Origin of the sequence: Paenibacillus ginsengihumi DSM 21568, assembly GCF_000380965.1 — a bacterium.
GTDB lineage: Bacteria > Bacillota > Bacilli > Paenibacillales > NBRC-103111 > Paenibacillus_G > Paenibacillus_G ginsengihumi.
Genome location: NZ_KB905555.1, coordinates 123,912 through 145,454, shown reverse-complemented (window position 1 = coordinate 145,454; position 21,543 = coordinate 123,912). Strand labels below are relative to the sequence as shown.

The window sequence follows — 21,543 nt, the reverse complement described above, 5'->3', positions numbered from 1 at the left end:
AGCATGCCGAATTTTCCGGGTTTGGTTGCTGCCTTTGCGAATGACCGAACGATCCGAACGGCAAATGGCGCAAGCCTGCTTGCGTGACTTTGGAACAACCTGAATATGGATCGTTTGCTCATCAATTTCCACAATCTGTTGAACATTTACCTCTGGTAAATTGACTAAAAGATCAGTATACTGGTTGTGCATCTGTCATTCCTCGAGTTGGATTGGTCGCACAACCATCTTATGGAATGTACAGATGTTTTTCAATTTTGGCTCTACATGTTGTCAAGCACTATGTTTGGTATAGAGCCCTAAAATATATGTACTTGTGACGGTTTATCCTTTATGTCTGCAGACAAGTCTGAATCATTACAACATTGCGTTGCTGAAAATCTTTCGTCAGGTCATCTTCAATCCTCGATAAAATGGGGGACGAGCCGATAGATGCTCACGCTCATTAATGCCTTTATTGAGGGAACAGCTGCATGGTTGAAAGCGGTTAAGGAGAAGAAGCTTGCAGGCTCCAAGGCTCCGAGCTGAATAAGGCCATCGCCGACGCTCAAGTTCAATACGTGCCAAAGCTGGATGAACAGAGCTTGAACGATGCGCTTGACAAATGGCGCAAAAAACGACCGCTGAAACCGCGATCCTTGAATAGACGTCGATAGACATTTTTATTATCGTTACAGAAAGTTAACTTCGCTAAAGCATTAAGAGAAGTGCGACTTGACGTTTTTCTTATAGACTTAAAGGGAGTCAGACAGCGCATGAAGTTAAGATATAGTGGATCAGTTGTTTTTTAGACATATGTACAAAATACGGGTTTTGTGAAGAAGTAATGGTGAAAATGCATAAGCGGCTCTTCAAGCATCTCTCAGGTGTCCAGTTAGCTTAATTACGTACATTTGCGCATTCAGAACATTCGCGCGTATTAAACGCCTAAATCGTTTGTATTCACAGGTTACACGATTCGTTAGTTAAATTGGGCCGCCCAAATTTTTAAAGCGACCCAATACAGCACTCGTCACAGCACTCGTCGAATAACTAATCCGAAAATGCCGTCACAGACCATCTGATTACATACTTCAGCCTGCACATTTCAGCGACACATTTCAACTTACACATCTCAGTTTACACATCTCAGCTTGCACACTTCATTTTGCACACGCCAGCGAAACCAAGCCTTTCCAGCAGCACAAACCGCAGTGCCATGAGGTTCGAAATCTTTTGCTGTTTTAAGGATTGTCATTTTCTAAACGGATTCATCTGCTTTGATATGCTGAAAATTCGTGAAAGCGCTGCCAATCGGGCGCTCGCAATCGGCGAACTCGAGTCCCCAAGAGAATTGACAGAATCGATCTTTATTTCCTATTATTAGTCTTAGGGGTGAAGCGGTTTGAATAAATACTACTTATTAGCGATCATTTGTTTATCAGGCGCTGCCGTCTTCGTTATTTTGTTTGTTGTCGTGTACTTTGGAATGAAATATGACGTTATTCGTTTGAACTGATGAAGCGCATCATTGTAGACGCTGCGGCGCAATCCTTCACGTCAATCTCTTCTTGAAAGCAATATATCCTTCGATCAGATAAGAGCCAAAAAATCGCGATGTGTTCGTGAATCCCGCTTCATGTAACAAGGCAGTTAACTCCTGTGCGGAGACCGGATCGGATTCCCGGCCGATCGAAGCGGCGAATCGTTCCCATTCGTCAAGCGTAATGCCGTTGCTAAGCATATGGCTTTTCCAGGCTTGCATCTGGACCGCGAACGCTTCCGGCAGCGGCTCGCTGTTAAGCGATGCCAGCAGCAGCGGCGCCCCGGGCTTCATCCGCTTCGCAATACCGCGAAGCAGCTCCAGCTTCCGCTGCATGCTTTGCACAAAAGGATTTTCCACCAAGGAGCTGGCCGCCTCGCTGCACATTTCCGCTTACACCGTCCAGGATCATATGAATTCGATCTTCCAAAAAACCGGCGTATCGAGCCGCAGGGAACTCGTCGGGAAGCTGTTCATCCCATGATGCCCCCGCAAGCCCGAAATGGCACATAGATTACATAAAAATAATTATGTAAACTACATAGCATCGCTTATTGCGGCGCCGCTTCGTCGAACATCCCGGCATAATAGACGACCTCTCCGGCATCGTTTTTGACCGCACTGATCGTCAGCCTCTCCAGATAGATCTCCCCGTTCTTCCGGCGGTTCCAGATCGTCCCCTGCCAATACCCCTGATTTTGAATCGCGTCCCACATTCGATGATAGAAATCAGCATCCTGTCTGCCCGATTTCAGGATGCTTGGCGTCTTCCCGACGGTTTCCTCGCGGGTGTATCCGGTAATCCGTGTGAATGACGCATTGACGGAATGGATGACGCCGGCAGTATCGGTAATCATGATGCCCTCGACCGCTTGTTCGACAATATTGGCGGCGAGCGCCAACCGATCCTGGTAGAACATCCAGAAGACGATAATCAGGCTGGCCAGCGCGACCTGCGACAGCGCCATGAACCCGATCGCATAGTGGCCCGTGAGCTCGAACAGGATCGTCAGAATCAATGGAGGAAAAAATCCCCCTAACCCTCCCATCGCCGCGATGATCCCGTTCGCAATCCCCGCTTGCTTGGTGAAATACAGCGGAACCAGCTTGAACATCGTTCCGTTGCCCGCCCCCGCGCAGATCGCGACCGACAGACAACCGACCGTATACAGCAGGATGGACGGCGTCAACGCGAGCAAGATCGCGGCAGCCGTCAAGCCGGCGAATACGAGCAGCAAAATCTTGAAAGGATTGAAGCGGTCGCCGAGCCAGCCGCCGATCGGCCTCATCGCCGTAGCCAGCGCGATGAAGCCCGCCGTCCGTATGCCCGCGTCCACTTTGTCCAGCTGGAAGTGACTTACCAGGAAGCTCGGCAAGTATACCGTGAAGGCCACGAACGAGCCGAACGTCAGAAAATAAAACAAGCAAAGAAACCAAAGCTTCTCATTGCGCGAAACCGTCTTAATCTGCTCCAGAATCGGCGTCTTGACAGGCTTCTCCGCCCGATCGCCGAGCATGAAGTTCAAGCACGCCAGCGCGATGAGAAGGACGCTGTACAGCATGACTGCGCGCGGCCATCCCGCTTGGGCGGCGATCACTGGAGCGCCGAAGGCGGACAGGGCTGTCCCCAGGTTGCCGATGCCGTAGATCCCGTTTACGAAGCCGTGGCGTTCCTTCGGATAATACTTGGGCAGTGACGTCACGCCGATCGAGAATACGGCTCCCCCGATCCCGAGCAGGAAGCCGCCCAAGATCAGGTCCCCGAACGAATCCGCCTGGCTGACCCAATAGACCGGCGCGAGCAGCAACAGGAAGCTGATCATGAACAACCGGCGGGCGCCGTAGCGGTTAGTCCAATACCCGAACGGGATTCTCATGACCGAGCCGACCAGAATGGGAATCGCAGTCGTCCAGGCCAGCTGTGCTGAAGTCAACGAGATGTCTTCTTGGATGAAAGGCATCAACGATGACAGGATGACCCACACCATGCTGCCCAGCGTCAAGCTTACCGTCTGCAGAGGAAGTTGCAGTCGCTCCACTTTCATCTTCCGCTCTCCCTTAGCCCGCGGCTGAAGCCTTCCCGACCAAGGCCGGCACTTGAGCAGCCAACTCCCGGTGCATCCAGCCGCATGCGGTTCCCTCCGCATAGATGCCCGGCGCCGGTGCTTCGCGGTCGATCGGCTCGATCGCGACGCTCAACCCGGCCTGACAGCCGGCCGCCGCACGGGCGGTTGCCGGATTCACCGAAGCGGTCGATTTGCCGACCCCTCCTTTCCCGCTGACGCTGCTGAGATATACCGGCTTGCTGATTGCAGAATTCATGTGCTGCCGCTCCCTCCTCCTGCTTCCTGCATACTTTTGTGTCCGCGCATACTTTTCCCACATCAGGATAAAATTACACAGAGCCAGCTTCGCCTCCAAGGCCGCGATCTGGTCGGTCGCGATGGCCGCGGCTCTGTTATTGTCCGTTTACATCGGCTCGGAGCAATTCGGCTACGTCGATCTGGCGTTATATGGATATTTATTGGCCACCGTGCTCAGCATCCTGCTGTTCACGATCCGCATCGCGGCCTGGACTTCCCGTCCGCCCGCGAGACGGCTGTGGAAACAAGGGCTGCAGATGTTTAGGAGTGTGCGGGGCTGGGGCTTTCTGTTGCGAACCCTGTACGACAACATCGGCAAGCAGCGTTTTATATCAGGACGTTCCTGGTACCGGTGGGCTCAGCACATGCTGCTGTCCTGGGGCGTCCTTGTCTCCTTCGGCATCACCTACGGCCTGGTGCTCAACTGGCTGCATTTCGAGCTGGTCGATCCGCACACGTACTCGGTGGTGCTCTTCGGGATTCCGTTGTTCCGCATGGGCGTCGATTCGACGCTGGCCTTCCTGATCTATCACGGACTGAACTGGACGGGGATCGCCGTCATCATCGGCTGTCTGATGGCGATGAGGCGGCGGGAGGTCGACCGCAAAAATCTCGTGGAGCAAACGAAGGACTTCGATATTTTTCCGCTCGTATTGCTGATCGCGATCTCCATCACCGGTTCCCTGCTCACCGTCTCCGCGATGTGGATGGAGGGCAGGTTCTACACGGGAATCGCGCTATCGCATCAAGTCGCCGTCATCGTCTTCCTGCTGTACATGCCGTTCAGCAAGTTCTGGCACATTCCGCTGCGTTTCCTGGGCGTCGTCGTTCCGATGTACCACGCCGCGCACGGGCCGAAGGCATGTTCCCGGTGCGGCCGAGAGTACGCAACCGGCAGGCAGATTCAAGACGTGCAGGCCGTTCTGGAGCAGCGCGGCATTCCCGTCCGGATCGGGGGCACGGACCTGCATATGTCCGATTTCTGTTCGGAGTGCAGACGAGTCGTGAACCGGCTGGCTGCATCCGGTGCAGCAATCAAGCTGGAGCGGCGCGGTATCACGCTGCAGGGCAACGGCGCCAACGGGCTGACAATCGCTTCGGAAGGAGGAGATGACCGGTATGCAGCAGCACTCCCAGAACGCTGATTTCTCGCAGCGCCCTTATGAAGCGATCGCCCGCGAGGGCGAGACGCTGGTGGCGACGCACTGCTCGTTCTGCGGCATGCAATGCGGCATGAACATCCGCGTGTCGAACGACACGAATACGGTGCTTGGCGTCGAGCCCCGGTACGATTTTCCGATGAACGGCGGTCGATTGTGCCCGAAAGGCGTGTCCGCCTACCGGCAGGCCGAACATCCGGAACGGCTGCTCAAGCCCCTCATCCGCAAGAACGGCAGATTGACCGAAGCCTCCTGGGAGGAGGCGTATGACCTGATCGTATCCAAGATCAAGGAGCTCCAGGCGAAATACGGGAAAGACTCGATCGGCATCTACAGCGGTTCCTCCATGACGAACGAGAAATGCTACATCATGGGGAAGTTTGCCCGAATCGGGCTCGGTACGCGATACATCGATTACAACGGACGGTATTGCATGTCCTCGGCGGCCGCTGGCTTCAACCAGACCGTCGGCATTGACCGCGGTTCCACCGGGCCTTGGTCCGACATCAAGTTCGCCGACGTGCTGCTGATCGCCGGCTCGAATACGGCCGAATGCCATCCGCTATCGATGCCGTACATCTGGGGAGCGCGCGATCGCGGCGCCAAGCTCATCGTCGCTGATCCGCGGCAGACGAAGACGGCGCTCGTCAGCGACGTGCATCTGGATCTGCGCCCGGGCACCGACATCGCGCTGACGAACGGTCTCCTGCATGTGATGATCGAAGAGAATTGGATCGACCGCGATTTCATCGACCGGCATACGACCGGCTTCGAGAAGCTGGCCGAGACGGTCAAGCGGTTCGACCCGCAGACCGTGTCCGACATCACGGGGGTGTCTGCCGGGAAAATCGTGGAAGCGGCCCGACTCTTCGGCCGGGCAAAGAACGGCTTTGTCCTGTTCGCGCGCGGAGTGGAGCAGCATTCCACCGGTTCCGACACGGTGTCCAACTACGTCAATCTATGCCTGACCACCGGCAAAGCCGGGCGAAAAGGCGCCGGCTTCGCCACGTTCACCGGCCAGGGCAACGGCCAAGGGGGACGCGAGCACGGCCAGAAGGCCGATCAGCTTCCTGGCTACCGCAAGATTACGGACCCGAAGGCGCGCGCGTATATCGCCAAAGTATGGGGCGTCGAGGAGAGCGAGATCCCGGGGCCCGGCATCTCAGCATTTGAGATGCTGAAGTCGCTCGGTGAAGAGATCAAGATGCTGCTGCTTGTCTGCAGCAATCCGATGGTGTCCGCCCCGAGTATCGGGAACGTCGCCGAATATTTGAAGAAGCTGGACTTCTTCGTGGCGATCGACATGTTCCTGTCGGAATCAGCGGAACTGGCGGATGTCGTGCTGCCTTCGACGGTATGGATCGAGGACGACGGCACGACGACCAATGTGGAAGGCCGCGTCATCCGGATCAAAGGGATCGACCGGACTCCCGGCGAGAGCAAGCGGGATTGGAAGATCATCTGCGAGCTGGCGGAGCGGCTCGGCCGGGGACAATATTTTCGCTTCAACTCGCCCGAGGAGATCTTCAACGAGCTGCGAATCGCCAGCAAAGGCGGCGTCGCCGACTATTCCGGCATCACCTATGACAAGATCGACCGCATGAACGGCGTCTTCTGGCCGTGTCCATCGGAGGAGCATGAAGGAACTCCGCGCCTGTTCGAAGATTTGCGCTTCAACTTCCCGGACGGCAAAGCCCGGCTTCACGCCTTCGAGCATACCGGCCCGAACGAGAAGATCGACGGCGAATATCCGCTTATTCTGACGACCGGGCGTGTGGTATTCCACTACTTGAGCGGCAACCAGACCCGCAGAATCGACGCGCTGCGCAGGCTGTGCCCCGATCCGTACTGCGAGATCCATCCGGACTTGGCTGCGCGGCACGGCATCGGCAACGGCGAGCTCGTCAAGATTTCCAGCAGGCGGGGCAGCATCGTCGTACCGGCCAAGATCACGAAGACGATCCGTCCGGATTGCTTGTTCGTCCCCTACCATTGGGGCAAAACGTTAGCCATTAACAACCTGACCAACCCTGCGCTCGATCCGAAGTCGAAGATTCCGGAATTCAAAGTATGCGCGGTGAAGCTCGAAAAGGCGAAGCAGGAGGAGATGCCGCATGGCCAAAGTACTGTACATTGACTTCGAGCGCTGCATCGGCTGCCGCGCCTGCATGATCGGCTGCGAGGAGTGCAGCGGACACGACCGGCTGTCCCGCATGTTCGTGGACGAGCTGAATCCGGGCGAGACGGTCGCTGCGTCGCCGACCCCTTGCATGCACTGCGTCACGCCGGCATGCGCCGAATCGTGCCCGGTCCAGGCGATTTCCGTGCTCGACGGCGTCGTGCTGTCCGCTTCGCATGAGAAGTGCATCGGCTGCAAAAATTGCACATATGCCTGCCCGTTCGGCATTCCGCGGGTGGATGAGAAGCGCAATCTGATGTACAAATGCGATCTATGCTACGACAGAACCTCCAAGGGGCGGCCTCCGATGTGCGTCAGCGTCTGTCCGACCGATACGATCCAGTTCCTGGACGAGGAGGAAGCGCGGCACAAGCGGAACAAGCCTGTTCAATACGTCTGGGACTTCGGCGGGACGCTCATCGAGACGAGAACGGTCATCGGCGTGCCTGACACACAGACGCACCGTTTCGGCTATAGCGAAGAATAATCCGGGACATTCAGGAGGGTACCGATCATGTGGAAGCGTATCGATCAATTTTTGAAGAGGCAGGCGCTGAACATCGACCGCGAGCAGGAGCTGTACATGAACCGGCGGGGCTTCATCGGGGCTTCTCTCGCATTTCTCGGCATTTGCTTCGTGGGCTCGTTTCCCTTCGTCGCTCGCGCCACGCGGAACGGGCGACACGAACCGGCGGCGCCCGCGCTGCGAATCGCGGGCCTCGACGAACTCGGAATCGGCGAAAGCAAGCCGTTCCTGTATCCTCACGATAACGAACCGGCGCTCCTTATCCGCCTCTCGGAGAAGGAGTACCGGTCTTATCACATTAAATGCACGCATCTCGGCTGTCCGGTATATTGGGACCAAGCGTCCGGCAAGATGACCTGCCCCTGCCACAACGGCTTTTTCAACGTGGAGGACGGCTCGGTGCTGGCCGGGCCGCCTCAACGCCCGCTCCCTGCCGTGCGGCTTGATTTCCGCAAGGACGGCATCTACGCGGTCGGCATGAAGCCGATCGAAGGTCACGAGGGGGTGTGAGCGATGCGCATGGCCTGGTGGATGTTCATCTTCTTCATCGCCGCCCAGATCATACTCGTCCAGTATATGACGGAGTCCTATCTGGCAGGGCATCACGACGAGCTTCTCTATTACTCCATGGCGCTTGGCTTCGTCTTCGTCATGGGCTTGCTGATGTATCTCTACTTTCGCAGGATGGACGATACGAAGGATTAATTACGCTTGCAGAGACACCCTTCTTCGGGGAGCCGCCGGTTAGCTGATCGGAACCTTCCGGCGAATTTTCGGGCACCGCAGGTGACGACCGATGACGGCAGGAATTGTTCGTGCCCGCTTATTCGCATGGACGGTCTTTTTTCGTCAAACCAGCAGATGCCGGGGGCCCCGCCCCTAGAGATTTCCGGTCAGCCGCTCCTTCGTGCTGCCTTCTTCCCCTTCCAGACGCTTGCGAAGCGTCTTTTTCCAGCTGTCGGACAGCTCGTCCACTTCCAGGATCGTGCGGATGCCCGCCTCGTCATTTTTCCGATGATGCATGATTTCGTTGGCAAAAGCGACCGTCACCGCCTTGGGATGCCGGGAGACGGGAACGAGACCGCCCACTGCGGATACCGTCCCTTCCGTCAGCACGCGAAAATAATAGCCGGTATACCCGGTATTCTGCACCTTCAGCGGCAGATCCGGATCGCCGTACCTGGCGGACAGTTTGTAGCACGGCTGCCGCGGCTGGGTCACCTGCACGACCGCTTCCCCCAGCTGAAACACATCGCCGATACAGACGTCCGCCTCCTTCAAGCCGCGGATCGTCAAATTTTCGCCGAAGGCGCCGTATGCCAGCTGGATGCCCAGCTCGTTCTCCCAATACGCGTAATGCTCGTAAGGGTATACGCACACCGCCTTGTCTTTGCCGCCGTGAAATTTAAGATCGGCCTGTCCGTCGCCTTCGAAATTCAGATGCGATAAATACAACGCGCCATGAACCGGTGTCTTCATTATGCCCGTGCTGATTTCCTTGCTGCTCAAGTTGAGCGTCGCCGGTTTCCCTACATTGATCGACACGATCTCGATCTGGCTCATTCGGCATCACCTCATCATCCATCATTCTTTTTCGGGAGCGTCGCTGAAGATACCCATTGTTTCGTCACTCTGCGATGTTTAGAATGCGATGATTATAGCATGTGCCATCGTTTTTGAACAGCAGCGGATGGCTTGAATGGTTCCCGAAAATAGCCCCGAAAGAAGGAAATGACGGGCGTTACGGCAAAATCAGCATACAATGGTATCGAATGGAACCCGGCGCGACAATATAACGATCGGGGCGGTGCTTCGTTATTGAACATTTTCACAGCTATCCGTCATTGTCGGGCTGCTGCCGTCGGGCCGGTTATAGCATCCCGTACGCTCGCAACGTCTTCAGTCGCTCCACCGTTATCCAGCCGCGCCACTCGGCTTCGGCTCCGGGGCCGGGCGGAAGCCAATTGATCGGCCATCCCCCATCCTCACCCTGCTGCCCGATCAGCGCCTGCAAATGGTTATGAACATCGGCGCTCGAGATGTGCCGGCTCGGATAGCTGCCTGGAATCGGCGCCCAGTCCAGCACTTTATGCGTGTAGCCGTCGGCTTGCGGATTTCGCTCGATCGTCTCGGGTAGCTGCAGCCATTCGTCGACGGTCCGCCAATATTTGGCGGCTCTCGCTTGCTCCGGCGTGTGCTGCAGGAATGTTATCCAATGAATGCCGTCATGATAACCTTGCGGCCGTTCCTGCTCGAAATAGCGCCAAATGTATGCGGTGGTTGCCGTAAACCATTCCTCCGCATAGATCGCGGTTCTGATGTTCTGCTTGTACAGCAAGCCGATGATGGTGCCGGTCGGATTGATTGAAGCTTGGTCGTCCCGGTCGCTTTCCCACCACGGCGCATGCGGGTATTCTCGGGCGGAACGAAAGATCAGCGGGAACCCGCCGCCGGGGAGCGCAATGGACCGCAGATACGCTATGATCCCGTCCAATAGATCCGGGTCGAAGCAGCCCACCTCGTCCATGACGGCAAGCGCCATTTCAGTCGGTACCGGCTGGCTCTGCGGGCAGCGGATATCCGGCTCGAGCGCGTTGCCGAAGCCGCCGTCCCGATTCTGGTAGGCGCGAAGCGCGGCGATCACCGCCTCCTTCGATCCTCCTTCAAAGTGATACTCGAAGCGCCTTCGGTCAAGCAAACGCCCGTTCGTGTACAGAAACGTTTTCGCCTTTTCAAGAATTCGTTGTTTTACCATCCGGTTGTTCCTCCTTATTAACTAATGTTGCTCGCCCGAGTGGGCCTGGTTCGGTTGCTGGCTGTACCGTTCGCACAGCTTGGCCGCCATCTCACCAATTTCCCGGCGCAGCGACGCAGGCTCGATCACCTCGGCATCCATCCCGAGCGCAAAGAAAAAGCGCACCGCCCATCTCCATTCCGCCGCCGGACACCGAAAATCGACCTCCCAGGCTTCATCGGTTACTTGCTTCACACATTCGCCGATATGATAATCCTGTTCGGCCAACAAAGCGCCGCGGTAAGTCAACCTGGCGACGATCCGCACGTCGGGGGCTTGCCTTGCTTCCATCCCGCTCTCCCGCTTCCCGGAAACGGAGCGCTTGCCCCCGTTGGACGGAGTGTCTATTCTTTCTATGCTCTCCATCCGGTCGACGCGGAATGTCCGCTGCTCTCCATGGGTGGGCGACCATGCCTCGCAGTACCAGAAGCCGTGTGCCGCGAAGATTTTCCTGGGCAGGAGCTCAAGCCAGCGGCGCTGGTTTTCCGACCGGTAGAGCACGCGCAGCCAGTGGGCTTCCGCGGCATGGACCAGCAAGTCGGACAAATAAGGCGTTTTTACCTTGCGCGGCGGAATCTCGAATTCCACATACTCCAGCAGCGGTTCCAGCTGCTTCAGCATTTGCTCGGGCATAATCGATTTGATTTTGTCCACCGCCGTCCATCTTGCCTGTTTGAACGGGGTATCGGCCATCTTGGTTAAGCTGTGCAGCGCGAAGAGGACGGTCAACGCTTCGTCGACATCGAAATGCAGAGGGGCGAGCTGGAAGCCTTCCATCAGCCGAAAGCCGCCCGAAGGGCCCGGCACGGCATAGAGAGGAATGCCCAGCTCGGAGAGCGCCTGCATATCCCGCAATATCGTCCGCTTGCTCACTTCCAGTTTGTCGGCCAGATTTTGCGCGGTTTCCGGCCTTCGCTGCAGAGCGATCAGGATCGCCAGCAACCTGTCCATTCGTTTCATCATGGAATCTCTCGCTTCTCAAAGACGATCATAGCATTCCAATGGTGACACCTTGTATGTCACCAATTTTGCGTGTAAAAAAATACTCCGATGAATGGATATACTGATCAAAGTATACCGTGGCGAATCGCGCCAATACAATTGCAAAAAAAAGAACGGGCTGTTCCCCTCGCTCAGCGGCGATGAGTAACAACCCCGGCATGTGGGCTGCGGCCTAAGGCTTCGGATGCAACGGAATCGTGTAATCCTTGTTTACAGCGATCCGGTCGTTGGTGCGGGACAGAAGCAGCGTATAGCTGTCCCGCTTGGGAGCGGGAAGATAGACGTCCAGCTGCGGCTGTTCGCGGGAACCCTCGGCGATGCCGAAGGCGCTGATGCCGAGCGCCTTCCGGTCCTCGCTCTGCTTTCGGATCGAGGCATTGTACGCTTCAGGCTCGGTCCCGGCAAACTTCTCGCGCTCGGCGATCTTGAAGGACACACCGCTCAGCTTCGTTTGCTCCGGCTCCAGCTTCCCTATCTTCAAATGCAGGTATCCCTCCGGCAAGTATTCGGCGCCCTCGACGACGATGTCTTCGCCTTTAAAACGGATCGCCTGCGGGAACCCGCCGCTTAAATCCAGCTTGGTCTCAAGGCTCGGCTTCGCCTCGCTGATCGTCATCTCGCCGATATGCAGCGTCAGCGATCGGACGTCTGGATTAAAGTACACGGACGAAGAGAACGGCAGCTGCTGCTTCCCTGCCTCGTCGAACAGCAGAGCGGGGCCGGACGGGTCATACATATAGACGTTGCCCTGGTCGTCCTTCAAATAAGGCGCCGTTTCCTCATCTCTGGGAAAATCGTACTCCCAACCTTCCGGCGCCTTGAGAACGACATTCATCGTCGTCGGCTGGATCGTCAGCTTTTCCCATGAAAGCTCCGTCAGTTCGGGATCGGCCGTCGGCATGGCCAGCTGCGGCTCCAGCACCCGGTTGTGCAGCAGCTTATCCGGCGTTACCGGCACCTTGATCGTCCCGATTTCCCGGTATTCGACAGTTTGCAGCTCATCCCGGAACGTATGCCTCGACACCACGAACTCGATGTCTTCCCCGCTGTTCAAAAACTGCTGCACAGTTCCTTCCGCCAAATGATATTTGTAGGTATCTTGCCGCACTTCTCCGCTTCCGTCTTCGCTCTCCGCAACATCCGAGTGCGTCGTCGAGCCTCCGCCGAGCAGATTGTTCAGCGGTACGATCATAATCTCCTCCTCGCGGCGAGCGGCTGCGGCCGCCTCGTCGAAGCGAATGAAGCTTTTGAACAGCAATTCCTCGTCCGTCAAATAAATGTCGCTAATCGTAATGGTCATTCCTTCTGCCTGCAGCGTCGCCGGTTCGATCGGAACATAGCCGTGATTGATCGCGCCCTGCACGCCGTCTTGTTCGCGCAGCTGCGTCAGCCAATCGACGGCGACGCCGATGCCCGGCACGCCCTTCACCATCGAGGCCAAGGCGGGCGACATCGTTACGCCTGCGGAGATTGCCGCGATCAGCACTGCGGCTGCGGCCGCGCCTTTCATGACGGCAGGAAGCCGCTTCCGTCCGCTGCTGGCTGCTGAACCCCTATTCGGTTTTGGCTCGGCTTCAAGCTCGTCCCGAGCGCATCGCGCCGGCACCTGAGCCGCGAAGTGAAACAGCGATTCCGGCACCGGAATCGTCTCCAGCGCTTGTTCCAGAGTCGCCTTCGTCTCCTTATCCCGATTCACACAATCAGCTCCTTTGCTCCTTGCGATTGATGAAGCAAGCTCTTCAGCTTGATTCTGGCATGATGCAGCCGCGACTTGACCGTCCCTTCCTTGATCGCCAGCAGCGCGGCGATTTCCTCGATTTTCAGTTCGTGAAAATAAAACAGCGCGAGCACGATCCGCTGATGCTGCTCCAGCGCCATCACCGATTCGAGCAGCCATTCCGACTGCTCCTTCCTCAGCAGGCTCTCCAGCGGAGCGGTGGCGGCATCTTCGATGTCCATGCTGTCGATATCGACAGCGTGCTTGAAGCCCTGTTCCTTCCTGGTGATATCGATCGCCCGGTGCGCCAGCAGCCGGTTGAACCAGCTCTGCAGGCAGGCGATCTCTTTGCCCTTCATGATGCTCGTATACAGCTCGATCAGCGCGTTCTGCACGGCTTCTTCCGCCAGCGGCCTGGACTGCAGCATCATGTAAGCGGTTCGGTACGCTTTCGGTATGAGCGGATTCGCTAATGCCCGAAAAGCTTCCTTGTCCCCCCGCCGAATATCGTCCATTAACGCGAATTCTGCGGTTTCCCGTTCCATGTCTCCACCTCCCATTGTGTCGATCTATATCTATAGGCGTAACAAATCGGATTTCGGTTCAATGCTTCGCTTTCTCTTTCGCGATAATGCTTTGCATATGAGCCCATAGCGTATCAGCCGACATATACGGTTCGCCGGCGTTTACCCGTTTTACAATCTGGTTCCCCGGAGTATTCATGCCCTCTTCTGTTCCGAAAAATAGCTCGATCCCCGCTCGCCGCGCTTCTTCCAATACCGTTTCATTATAAGCCCCGTAAGGGAAAGCCAGCAAAAAACGCTGCTCGCCCAATTCCTGATTCAGCCGCTTCTCCATCCAGGCAAGATCGGTATAAATTCTTTGGCGATATTGCTCCTCTGTTTCGGCGCGATTGACCGTTTTCAGGAATATCCTTGAGGCCAGCGCAGGCCGCGGCGAACCGTCCGGCTCGGAAGCCGCCATGTAGTGCAGGTGGTAGGTATGGTTGTAGAAGCCCATGCCTTGAGCCTTCAGCCGGCGCATTTGCGCCCAGCTCAGATGCGGCTCCGCTTTCGGGTTGAACCGATCGGACGATTCGCCCACGATAAAATTGGCGGCCGTCGCCCGGAACTGCTGCAGCACCGGCGCCGCTTCCTTATAGAAGGATTCGTAACCGTCATCGAACGTGAGCAGCAACGCATTGGGCGGAATAGGCTTTCCGTACAGCATAAAGGACACGAAGTCATCCATGCTCAGAATATGGAACCCCTTATCGGTCAGCATCTGCAAATGCTCTCGAAGCTGCGCGGTACTGACGGTGGACGCCGCTTTGTCCCCCGGCGGCAGCTCGCTGCGCACGTCGTGGTACAACAGCACCATCGCTTGCTCTCGGTAGTACACCTCCTGTGCCGGTGCCTGCATGCTGTCTTTCGCGATCCAGGCCGTCAGACAGCCAAGCATTGTGATCCATGCAATGATGTAAAGGCATTTTTTCATCCTGTGCCGCCTTTCCTGCTTTGTAGCGCGCTCATTAAATAGGCGTAAGCGAAACAAGAAAGGTTCATAGGATAGGACGAAATTGCTCTATTTTTTTACATAATATTAGTTATGTAAACTACTGAAACGAAAAGCCTTCTGCCATTTTGGTCGCATGCAGCAAACCGCCTCCTGGCATTTCAGTCGCGTGCAGCAAACCGCCTCCTGGCATTTCAGTCGCATGTAGTTAACCGACTTCTGCCATTGCAATCGCATGCCAAAAAACGCCTTCTGCCATTTTGCAATCGCATGCATCCGGAATAGGCCTTTAGAATCGCTTTGCTCTCGCCTGCCGCAGCAATGAGCCGCAAACCGCGGGCTTAAGCGAAACCTTCTGGAGCCTTCTGGACTTTCTGGATCTTCTGCATTGCAGTATCATCCCGAAATTATCTCGCAACATCTTTCGACCAACCCACAACCAACCCACAACCAACCCACAACCAACCCACAACCAACCCAATACCAACTCTAACGCTAGTGACAAACGTTATTTTGATGATAAGTGCCCTTTTTAAAATGGAACGCAACTGAAGAACGCTATTTTGTCCGAAACGCTGAATCTGCTGGCCAAACTTGCGGCATAAGGCTGCTTATTAGCGTTAGAATACGAAATCGGTCGTGTTTCGGAAGGAATAAGCGCTGAGGCGAGCGTTAGTTCAGTTCAACGCCATTTTTCTAAATTAAGAAAAACGTCTATTGTTGTTCATTCAAGGATACATAATTTTAGTTATGTAGCCTTTTGGTCGATTTAGCTCAATCCGCTTAACCTGGCCGACGAGTTTCATGTTCATATCGCTCACGAATTTAATGGAGATAATAATTAATATAATTAACTATTAATGGAGAAAAGTACAGTTTTGTTCATAATGACGATCGCGTTCTTCCCCCTATTACCCAGGCGCGATCGGATAACCGTCGCGCCTGGATGAGCTGCGATGGATAAGATGCGATCATAGGAGCGGGAGAACGTGCAAGCGTTGCTTCCTTTCGATACGCGGGCGGCCCCGCTCGGCCTAATCGCTCCCGCGCTTCGACCAGCCGCCGCGGCCTGTCCGGCCCTCGCCTACGCCTCCTCGCTGCGGTCGGTGGCTGGCGGGGGCGCATCGGACAGCTGCGAGATTTCCTCCCGCCACTCCGGCGTCATGTTCAGCTGCAGCGCGGCGAGCAAGGGCTCGAGCTGTTCGATGCTGCGTGCTCCGATGATCGGCGCCGTCACCGCCGGGTGGGACATTACCCACGCGACGGCCAGCGTCGCGGGATGCACCCCGCGCTCGCAGGCATAGGCGGAGAACCGGTCGGCGATTTCGTAATAGCGGCTGTCGCCGTAGCGCCGGCCGTACATCTGCTGCTCGATGAGCCGGCCCTGCGCCGGTCTGCGGCCCGCCCCGTATTTGCCGGTAAGCAGCCCTCCGCCGAGCGGGCTGTACGGGATGACGCCGAGCTGCTCCGACGCCGCCAGCGGAAGAAGCTCGACCTCCGCCTGCCGTTTGACGAGATTGTACATCGGCTGGATGCATTCGAAGCGCGCCAAGCTGTCCTTGGCCGAAATGCCGAGCGCCTTGGCGATCTGCCACGCCGCCCAGTTGCTGACGGCCGGGTGCAAAATTTTCCCCTGCCGCTGCAGATCATCCAGCGCCCGCAGCGTTTCCTCCATCGCTGTATGCGAATCGAAATGATGGACGAAGTAAAGATCCAGCCTGTCGGTGTTCAGCCGCTTCAAGCTTTTTTCGACTTCCAGCATGATGTGCCGGCGGGATAAGCCGCGATCGTTCGCGCCGGTCCCGACCGGCTGACATACTTTGGATGTCAGCACCACCTCATCGCGGCAGCTCTTGATCAGCCTTCCCAATATTTCCTCGGAGCGGCCTTCGTTATACACGTTAGCCGTGTCGAAGAAATTGACGCCCAGCTCGCGGCAGCGCCAGAACATGGCTGCGGACGTTTCTTCGTCGGCAGTGCCGCCAAACGACATCGTGCCGAGACATAACCTGGAAACTTGAATGCCGGTTCTTCCAAGCGTACGATATTCCATCTCTTGCGGCCTCCTTAGGGTGATTCGTCGCATGCGATCTCGCTGCACTTGGCACAGCGGGTATCTCGCAATCTATCCATCTCCCCCAATCGTCTGTCCCTTTTATCATACAATATTTTACTGGATGTACAAGGTGCGTGTATTACCCCAATTCCAGCTGCAATGCTGATGAAATTATACATATTGTTTAAAGCTTAGTGACGGATGACCTGATGTTTTTGCTTGCTTTATAAGTGACGAAAGCTCCTTTTTGGTGATGATGGAGCCTTTTCGGATCAGCTCCGCGCTTGCTTCGCCTCTGATGCTGAGGCCGACGAGCGGGCTTCCGGCGATGGAGAAGGACAAGCTGACCCCGGTCGCCTCCCAGTCCCGTTCGGTTCCGTTCGCCTGACGAACCGCAATAGGCGAGCCAGCCCAATCTTTCAGTTGACGATGGTCTATCGAATCCCGGTCAACAGGGCTGGCAATGAACACGCACCCGCGGCCGGGAAGGCGGGCGACCTCCTCCAGCTTCATGATGATCATCCTTAACCACTTCTCAGTGCCCAAATAACCCCGACGCGCATCGCGTTGACAAGGCGTTCTTCCGCAAGTATGCGGTATTGCGTTATTGAGCGGCCGAAGCTGCTTCCGCTATAATAAATAAATCTGACTTTGCAAAAAAAGGAGATTGCATGCGCCATGAATTCCAAAGAGTTGGAAGAACGAATCATACGCAACTATGAGCGCGACGAGCAGATGATGATCCTCGTGTTCGCCCAGTGGTGCGTCAACAACGGGCTCGACCCGGCGGAAGTGTACGCCCGCGCATATCCCGGACAAGGCGCCAATCCGGCGCTGCAGCAGGCAATCGAGCAGACCGTCCCGAAAGAGGAGGCCGGCGAAGTGCCGGACGATACCGTGCTCGGCGTCTTGTCGCTGTTCGGCAACGACGATCTCGCCTACGTCGTGACCGAGGAAATCGGCAGACGGCCCAAGCGGGGCCGCTAATCGCTCGCGCTGCGCACAAATCGAAGAGCGGCATGTCTTCTGGAAGCGCGCGGCATTCGGCCGGCTTGCCGGCCCGCGCAGCGATTTTGCTTGATCCGGACGATGTTTTTTCGGCGCGACCTAGCGAACCCCACACAGCCGGGCGGGAACCATGCTTGCCAAGTCCGGTTAGCCCTGCGACAACGATGCCCGCCGAGCCGCTAGCCTCTGCCTGTATAGCCCGGCGATAACCGCATATGCCAAGCGGGAATGCCGAGTCTGTACACCTGTGACGGCGATGCTCACCAAGCCGCAAGCCGCAGCCTTCGGATCGGGGACTGACGAATCGCGCTAGCGGCACTTGACGACCGTCCGGCCGCGCGCCTGCCCGCCGCGAATGGCGGCCAAGGCATCCGGCAATTCCTCAAGCGCAATTTCGCGCTCAAGCAGAAGGGCCGGATCGCGCGGGCGCAAATCGGTTGCCAGTCTGCGCCATATCTCTTCCCTGACGTCCTTCGGGCAGTACACCGAATCGATGCCCAGCAGGCTGACGCCGCGGAGAATGAACGGGAAGACGGTCGTCTCCACCGCCGATCCGCCGGTCAGCCCGCTCACAGCCACGCAGCCGCCGTAGCTGATTTGGCTGAGCAGCGCGGCAAGCGTCCCGCCGCCGACCGGATCGACGGCGCCCTGCCAGCGCGCTTTGCCGAGCGCTTTCCGCTCCCCTCCGCTGACCTCGTCCCGGGAGATAATTTCCCGTGCCCCCAGCATGGTCAAATAGTCGCGTTCCGCCGCTTTGCCCGTGCTGGCGGTCACCTCGTAGCCGCGTCTGCTCAGCATCGATACCGCCATGCTGCCGACACCCCCGGTCGCACCCGTCACAAGCAGCTTGCCGCCGTCCGGACGAATGCCGCACTGCTCCATCCGATGGACCGACAAGGCGGCGGTAAATCCTGCCGTCCCATAGATCATTGCCTCCTTCAGCGTCATCCCGTCCGGCAGCGGAACGAGCCAATCGCCAGGCAGGCGTGTATAAGGGCTGTATCCTCCGGCATGGGAAACGCCGAGCTCGTAGCCTGTCGCAATGACCTCGTCGCCTTCGCGAAAGCGCGGGTTCGCCGAGGACAGCACGACGCCAGCCAAATCGATCCCCGGGATGAGCGGATAACGGCGGGCGACACGGCCGTCCGGGCTGCAGGCCAGCGCATCCTTGTAATTCACGCTGGAATAATGCACCTCGACGAGCACGTCGCCCGCGGGCAAATCGTCCAGCGCGAGCGTCGTCATGCCGGCAGTTACGCCGTTTTCCTCCTGGCGAACCAGAAAAGCGTTGAAAGATGATACCATCGATCGTTCCTCCTTTTTGGCCTCGCACAGATCGTTAGTTTCATTAATATTTAACGGAATTAACCATATCGCTATCCTCTATGTAGTTAACGACGTTAATTATATGTATCATTAATCAAATGCCGCTTACAGTGACTCCAAAATCTGCCGCTTACAACGGCTCCAATATCGCCGCATGCCGCTTCCCGATCTTTAAGTGCTCGATTCGGCGAAACTGCTCGTGCCTGATTTTTTGGCTTTTGTCTGCGACGACGGCAACGACAGCCGGGCCTTGCAGAACGGCATGCAGCCGGCTCAGCAAGAGTTCCATCCCGCCGCCGCTTTGCCACTGCACCAGCCCGCCGTACGGCACATCGGTGATGACGATATGAGCGCTGCCGGCATGCTGTCGAATCCGCTCCGTATCCGCTGCGATATCCGCCTGAAAGCAAACGGTATCCATCGTGCGGCCGCCTGCCTCCAGCCTGTTCCGCAGCCGCTGCGCGCTGTCCAGCGCTTCCCGGTGCGACGGCTTGCCGTACGCCTCCAGCATCGCCCGAAGCTCCCCGATTCGCCGCTCCAGTCCCGCCGCGCTCAGCAAAGCCAAATTGCGGCTGGCGACCTCGACCGCCCGCGCGTCCAGATCGGAGGCGCAGAGGCGCGCGATCGACTCCCCGTACATAAAGCCGATGACCGTCAGCAAATATCCTCCGCCGCAGCAAGGATCGTACAGCGTATACGGCCCCTGGACTCCCTGGCGCTCCAGGGCGCGGCGGCACCGCCCGTACAATTCCGCGGCCAGCCGCACCGGGAACGAGGTCAGCCCCGGCGCGCTGTAGAGCACCCGGCCGCTCGCAAAATCTTCATAATTTTCTTTCTCTCTCGCAAAATGATACTCCACGCCGCTCCCTCTTCCGCTCGCTAATCTCTCATATTTTTATTGTTTCATATTTTCCAGTCGATTGCAATTTGCAACTTCTTGACGAAATACGCAGGAAACCCTTGGCATCTCGCCAAGGGTTCGTCTTTATCGCAGCGTCTTTGCCGTTATACCGATCGCATCGCATTCAAGCCGGCTTCGATCTCCAGCGCAGCCATGATGAGCGGCGCCAGCCCTTTGGCATCGTCATCGCGGACCGGCTCGCCGACATAATATTCGTAGGAGCCGTCGCGGTACGGGTTGCCGCCGAGCCCCGATACCGCCACACATTGCGTCAGGCGCGGATTGCCTTCGGCATCGGTCTTGATCAGGCGGCCGACGAGCCCGGCCCAGCCCTTCTCCGCCGTCTTCCAGTGGCCGCGGGTGATGTATCGCTGCCGCACGCCGCGCGCCAGCGCATATACGAACATGCACGAGCCGCTTGCCTCCAAATAGTTGCCCTCGCGGCCGCCCTGATCGAGCACCTGGTGCCATAAACCGCTCTCCGGCTCCTGAACCGCGGCGACCGCATGCGCCAGCCGCTCGAAGATGCCGCACAGCAGGCCGCGGCGCGGGTGATCGACGGGCAAACTGTCGAGCACATCCGCCAGCGCCATCATGTACCAGCCCAGCGCCCGGCCCCAAAAATGCGGCGATCGCCCCGTCACCGGATCGGCCCACCGCTGCTCGCGGCTTTCGTCGTAGGCGTGGTACAGCAAGCCCGTGTGCGGATCGCGGGCCCGCTTCTCCATGATAACAAGCTGCTCCACCGCCTCATCGTACCAGCGCGCATCGCCGCTTGCCTTGGCATACTGGGCCATGAACGGCGCAGCCATGTACAGCCCGTCCAGCCACATTTGATACGGATATACCTTCTTATGCCAGAAGCCGCCTTCTTCCGTACGGGGATGTCCATTAAGCTGGACGATTAGCCGCTCGGCCGCCTCGGCGTACTTGGCCTGGCCGGTTGCAGCATGAAGCAGAAACAGCGTCTTCCCCTGGCATATTTGATCCAGATTGTAGTCCTCGAGCGTGTAACTGTCGATCGAGCCGTCTTCCCGAATAAACCGGTCCATATTCGTCTGTATGTACTGAAAATACCGCTCGTCCTTCGTATATTCGTACATCCGCTCCATCGCCTTCAACATGCATCCGTTTTCATATTGCCATCTCGGCGAAAGATGCGGATGGTCTCCAAGCAGCGGATAACCGCTTACGAAGCTGTCGGCGAACCGCGACGACCAGGCCGTTGATGATGCGTTCATCGTCATTCCCCCCCTACTTTTTTGGCCCTATTCCCATTATACCGGACGCTGTGATTTTGCAATGGGGGCAACCCCTGCAAAGTATAGGGGAAACCCCTTTTTCGGCAAGCATCCAGCCGTCCCGTCTCCCGCCGCCGTCCGCGATCCTCCTCTCCGCTGTCACTCGCCCCCTCCTGGCCCGCTTTTCTCGGCGTCGTCGGCATGGGCAGGGCTCTTGTTTTGCCCGTCTTGTT

At 57.2% G+C, this 21,543-nt stretch carries 20 protein-coding genes and 2 pseudogenes; 7 read left to right on the top strand and 15 right to left on the bottom strand.

Going from position 1 to position 21,543, the window contains the following annotated elements:
- Together F591_RS32235 and F591_RS31280 are read right to left on the bottom strand one after the other, a co-directional pair.
- A pseudogene (locus tag F591_RS32235) lies at positions 1 to 192 on the bottom strand (ISL3 family transposase); the annotation flags it as partial.
- A 1,342-nt stretch (positions 193 to 1,534) separates the two neighbouring features.
- On the bottom strand, positions 1,535 to 1,882 hold the full coding sequence (locus F591_RS31280; RefSeq protein ID WP_169445838.1) for a hypothetical protein: 348 nt from the start codon (positions 1,880 to 1,882) through the stop codon (positions 1,535 to 1,537).
- On the opposite strand from F591_RS31280, the pseudogene F591_RS31275 reads away from it, so the two are divergent.
- Positions 1,860 to 2,006 (top strand): annotated as a pseudogene (locus F591_RS31275) (helix-turn-helix transcriptional regulator); the annotation flags it as partial. The gene F591_RS31280 and the pseudogene F591_RS31275 sit on opposite strands and share 23 nt — an antisense overlap.
- A gap of 67 nt (positions 2,007 to 2,073) precedes the next feature.
- Here the strand turns inward: F591_RS31275 and F591_RS0106785 are convergent.
- Complete coding sequence (locus tag F591_RS0106785; RefSeq protein ID WP_019533840.1) at positions 2,074 to 3,567, bottom strand: MFS transporter; 1,494 nt, start codon at positions 3,565 to 3,567, stop codon at positions 2,074 to 2,076.
- Between the two features lie 13 nt (positions 3,568 to 3,580).
- A complete protein-coding gene (locus tag F591_RS0106780; protein ID WP_019533839.1) occupies positions 3,581 to 3,844 on the bottom strand; it encodes a hypothetical protein in 264 nt (87 codons plus the stop codon).
- A gap of 121 nt (positions 3,845 to 3,965) precedes the next feature.
- On the opposite strand from F591_RS0106780, the gene F591_RS27515 reads away from it, so the two are divergent.
- From F591_RS27515 to F591_RS0106755, 5 genes are read left to right on the top strand one after another with little or no spacing between them, the layout of a single operon-like run.
- Entirely contained in the window at positions 3,966 to 5,030 is a 1,065-nt protein-coding gene (locus F591_RS27515) for a hypothetical protein (protein ID WP_019533838.1), read from the top strand.
- Complete coding sequence (gene fdhF / locus F591_RS0106770) at positions 5,005 to 7,182, top strand: formate dehydrogenase subunit alpha (RefSeq protein ID WP_019533837.1); 2,178 nt, start codon at positions 5,005 to 5,007, stop codon at positions 7,180 to 7,182. Before F591_RS27515 ends, fdhF begins: the two co-directional genes overlap by 26 nt.
- Positions 7,160 to 7,711 carry a 4Fe-4S dicluster domain-containing protein gene (locus F591_RS0106765; protein ID WP_019533836.1) on the top strand — a complete coding sequence of 184 codons (552 nt, stop codon included), beginning with the start codon at positions 7,160 to 7,162 and terminating at the stop codon, positions 7,709 to 7,711. The genes fdhF and F591_RS0106765 overlap by 23 nt, the downstream gene beginning before the upstream one ends.
- Positions 7,712 to 7,738: 27 nt before the next feature.
- Entirely contained in the window at positions 7,739 to 8,260 is a 522-nt protein-coding gene (locus F591_RS0106760; protein ID WP_019533835.1) for a QcrA and Rieske domain-containing protein, read from the top strand.
- A 3-nt stretch (positions 8,261 to 8,263) separates the two neighbouring features.
- A complete protein-coding gene (locus F591_RS0106755; RefSeq protein WP_019533834.1) occupies positions 8,264 to 8,455 on the top strand; it encodes a hypothetical protein in 192 nt (63 codons plus the stop codon).
- A 174-nt stretch (positions 8,456 to 8,629) separates the two neighbouring features.
- Here the strand turns inward: F591_RS0106755 and F591_RS0106750 are convergent, their stop codons facing one another.
- The 8 genes from F591_RS0106750 to F591_RS0106715 form a co-directional block, all read right to left on the bottom strand.
- Positions 8,630 to 9,313 (bottom strand): MOSC domain-containing protein, encoded by a 684-nt coding sequence (locus tag F591_RS0106750; protein ID WP_019533833.1) that lies wholly within the window; start codon positions 9,311 to 9,313, stop codon positions 8,630 to 8,632.
- A 307-nt stretch (positions 9,314 to 9,620) separates the two neighbouring features.
- Positions 9,621 to 10,505 (bottom strand): hypothetical protein, encoded by an 885-nt coding sequence (locus tag F591_RS0106745; RefSeq protein WP_019533832.1) that lies wholly within the window; start codon positions 10,503 to 10,505, stop codon positions 9,621 to 9,623.
- Between the two features lie 21 nt (positions 10,506 to 10,526).
- Positions 10,527 to 11,507 (bottom strand): helix-turn-helix transcriptional regulator, encoded by a 981-nt coding sequence (locus tag F591_RS27510; protein ID WP_019533831.1) that lies wholly within the window; start codon positions 11,505 to 11,507, stop codon positions 10,527 to 10,529.
- A 211-nt stretch (positions 11,508 to 11,718) separates the two neighbouring features.
- Complete coding sequence (locus F591_RS0106735) at positions 11,719 to 13,242, bottom strand: DUF4179 domain-containing protein (RefSeq protein ID WP_019533830.1); 1,524 nt, start codon at positions 13,240 to 13,242, stop codon at positions 11,719 to 11,721.
- A complete protein-coding gene (locus F591_RS0106730; protein WP_019533829.1) occupies positions 13,239 to 13,808 on the bottom strand; it encodes an RNA polymerase sigma factor in 570 nt (189 codons plus the stop codon). Before F591_RS0106730 ends, F591_RS0106735 begins: the two co-directional genes overlap by 4 nt.
- A gap of 58 nt (positions 13,809 to 13,866) precedes the next feature.
- Positions 13,867 to 14,760, bottom strand: a complete 894-nt coding sequence (locus F591_RS0106725; protein ID WP_019533828.1) for a polysaccharide deacetylase family protein — start codon at positions 14,758 to 14,760, stop codon at positions 13,867 to 13,869.
- A 1,102-nt stretch (positions 14,761 to 15,862) separates the two neighbouring features.
- Positions 15,863 to 16,831: an aldo/keto reductase gene (locus F591_RS0106720; RefSeq protein WP_019533827.1), complete on the bottom strand. Its 969-nt coding sequence runs from the start codon at positions 16,829 to 16,831 to the stop codon at positions 15,863 to 15,865.
- Positions 16,832 to 17,005: 174 nt separating this feature from the next.
- Positions 17,006 to 17,356 (bottom strand): hypothetical protein, encoded by a 351-nt coding sequence (locus F591_RS0106715; RefSeq protein WP_019533826.1) that lies wholly within the window; start codon positions 17,354 to 17,356, stop codon positions 17,006 to 17,008.
- A 156-nt stretch (positions 17,357 to 17,512) separates the two neighbouring features.
- On the opposite strand from F591_RS0106715, the gene F591_RS0106710 reads away from it, so the two are divergent.
- Positions 17,513 to 17,821: a hypothetical protein gene (locus tag F591_RS0106710; protein ID WP_019533825.1), complete on the top strand. Its 309-nt coding sequence runs from the start codon at positions 17,513 to 17,515 to the stop codon at positions 17,819 to 17,821.
- Positions 17,822 to 18,151: 330 nt separating this feature from the next.
- Here F591_RS0106710 and F591_RS0106705 read toward each other — a convergent pair whose 3' ends face one another.
- The 3 genes from F591_RS0106705 to F591_RS0106695 all read right to left on the bottom strand — a co-directional run bounded on the left by F591_RS0106705 (position 18,152) and on the right by F591_RS0106695 (position 21,310).
- Positions 18,152 to 19,147, bottom strand: a complete 996-nt coding sequence (locus tag F591_RS0106705) for an acrylyl-CoA reductase family protein (RefSeq protein WP_019533824.1) — start codon at positions 19,145 to 19,147, stop codon at positions 18,152 to 18,154.
- 151 nt (positions 19,148 to 19,298) lie between these two features.
- The gene (locus F591_RS0106700; RefSeq protein WP_019533823.1) at positions 19,299 to 20,027 is read right to left on the bottom strand and encodes a hypothetical protein; all 729 of its coding nucleotides are present in this window, start codon (positions 20,025 to 20,027) and stop codon (positions 19,299 to 19,301) included.
- 146 nt (positions 20,028 to 20,173) lie between these two features.
- Entirely contained in the window at positions 20,174 to 21,310 is a 1,137-nt protein-coding gene (locus tag F591_RS0106695; RefSeq protein WP_019533822.1) for a glycoside hydrolase family 88/105 protein, read from the bottom strand.
- Between the last annotated feature and the right edge of the window lie 233 nt (positions 21,311 to 21,543).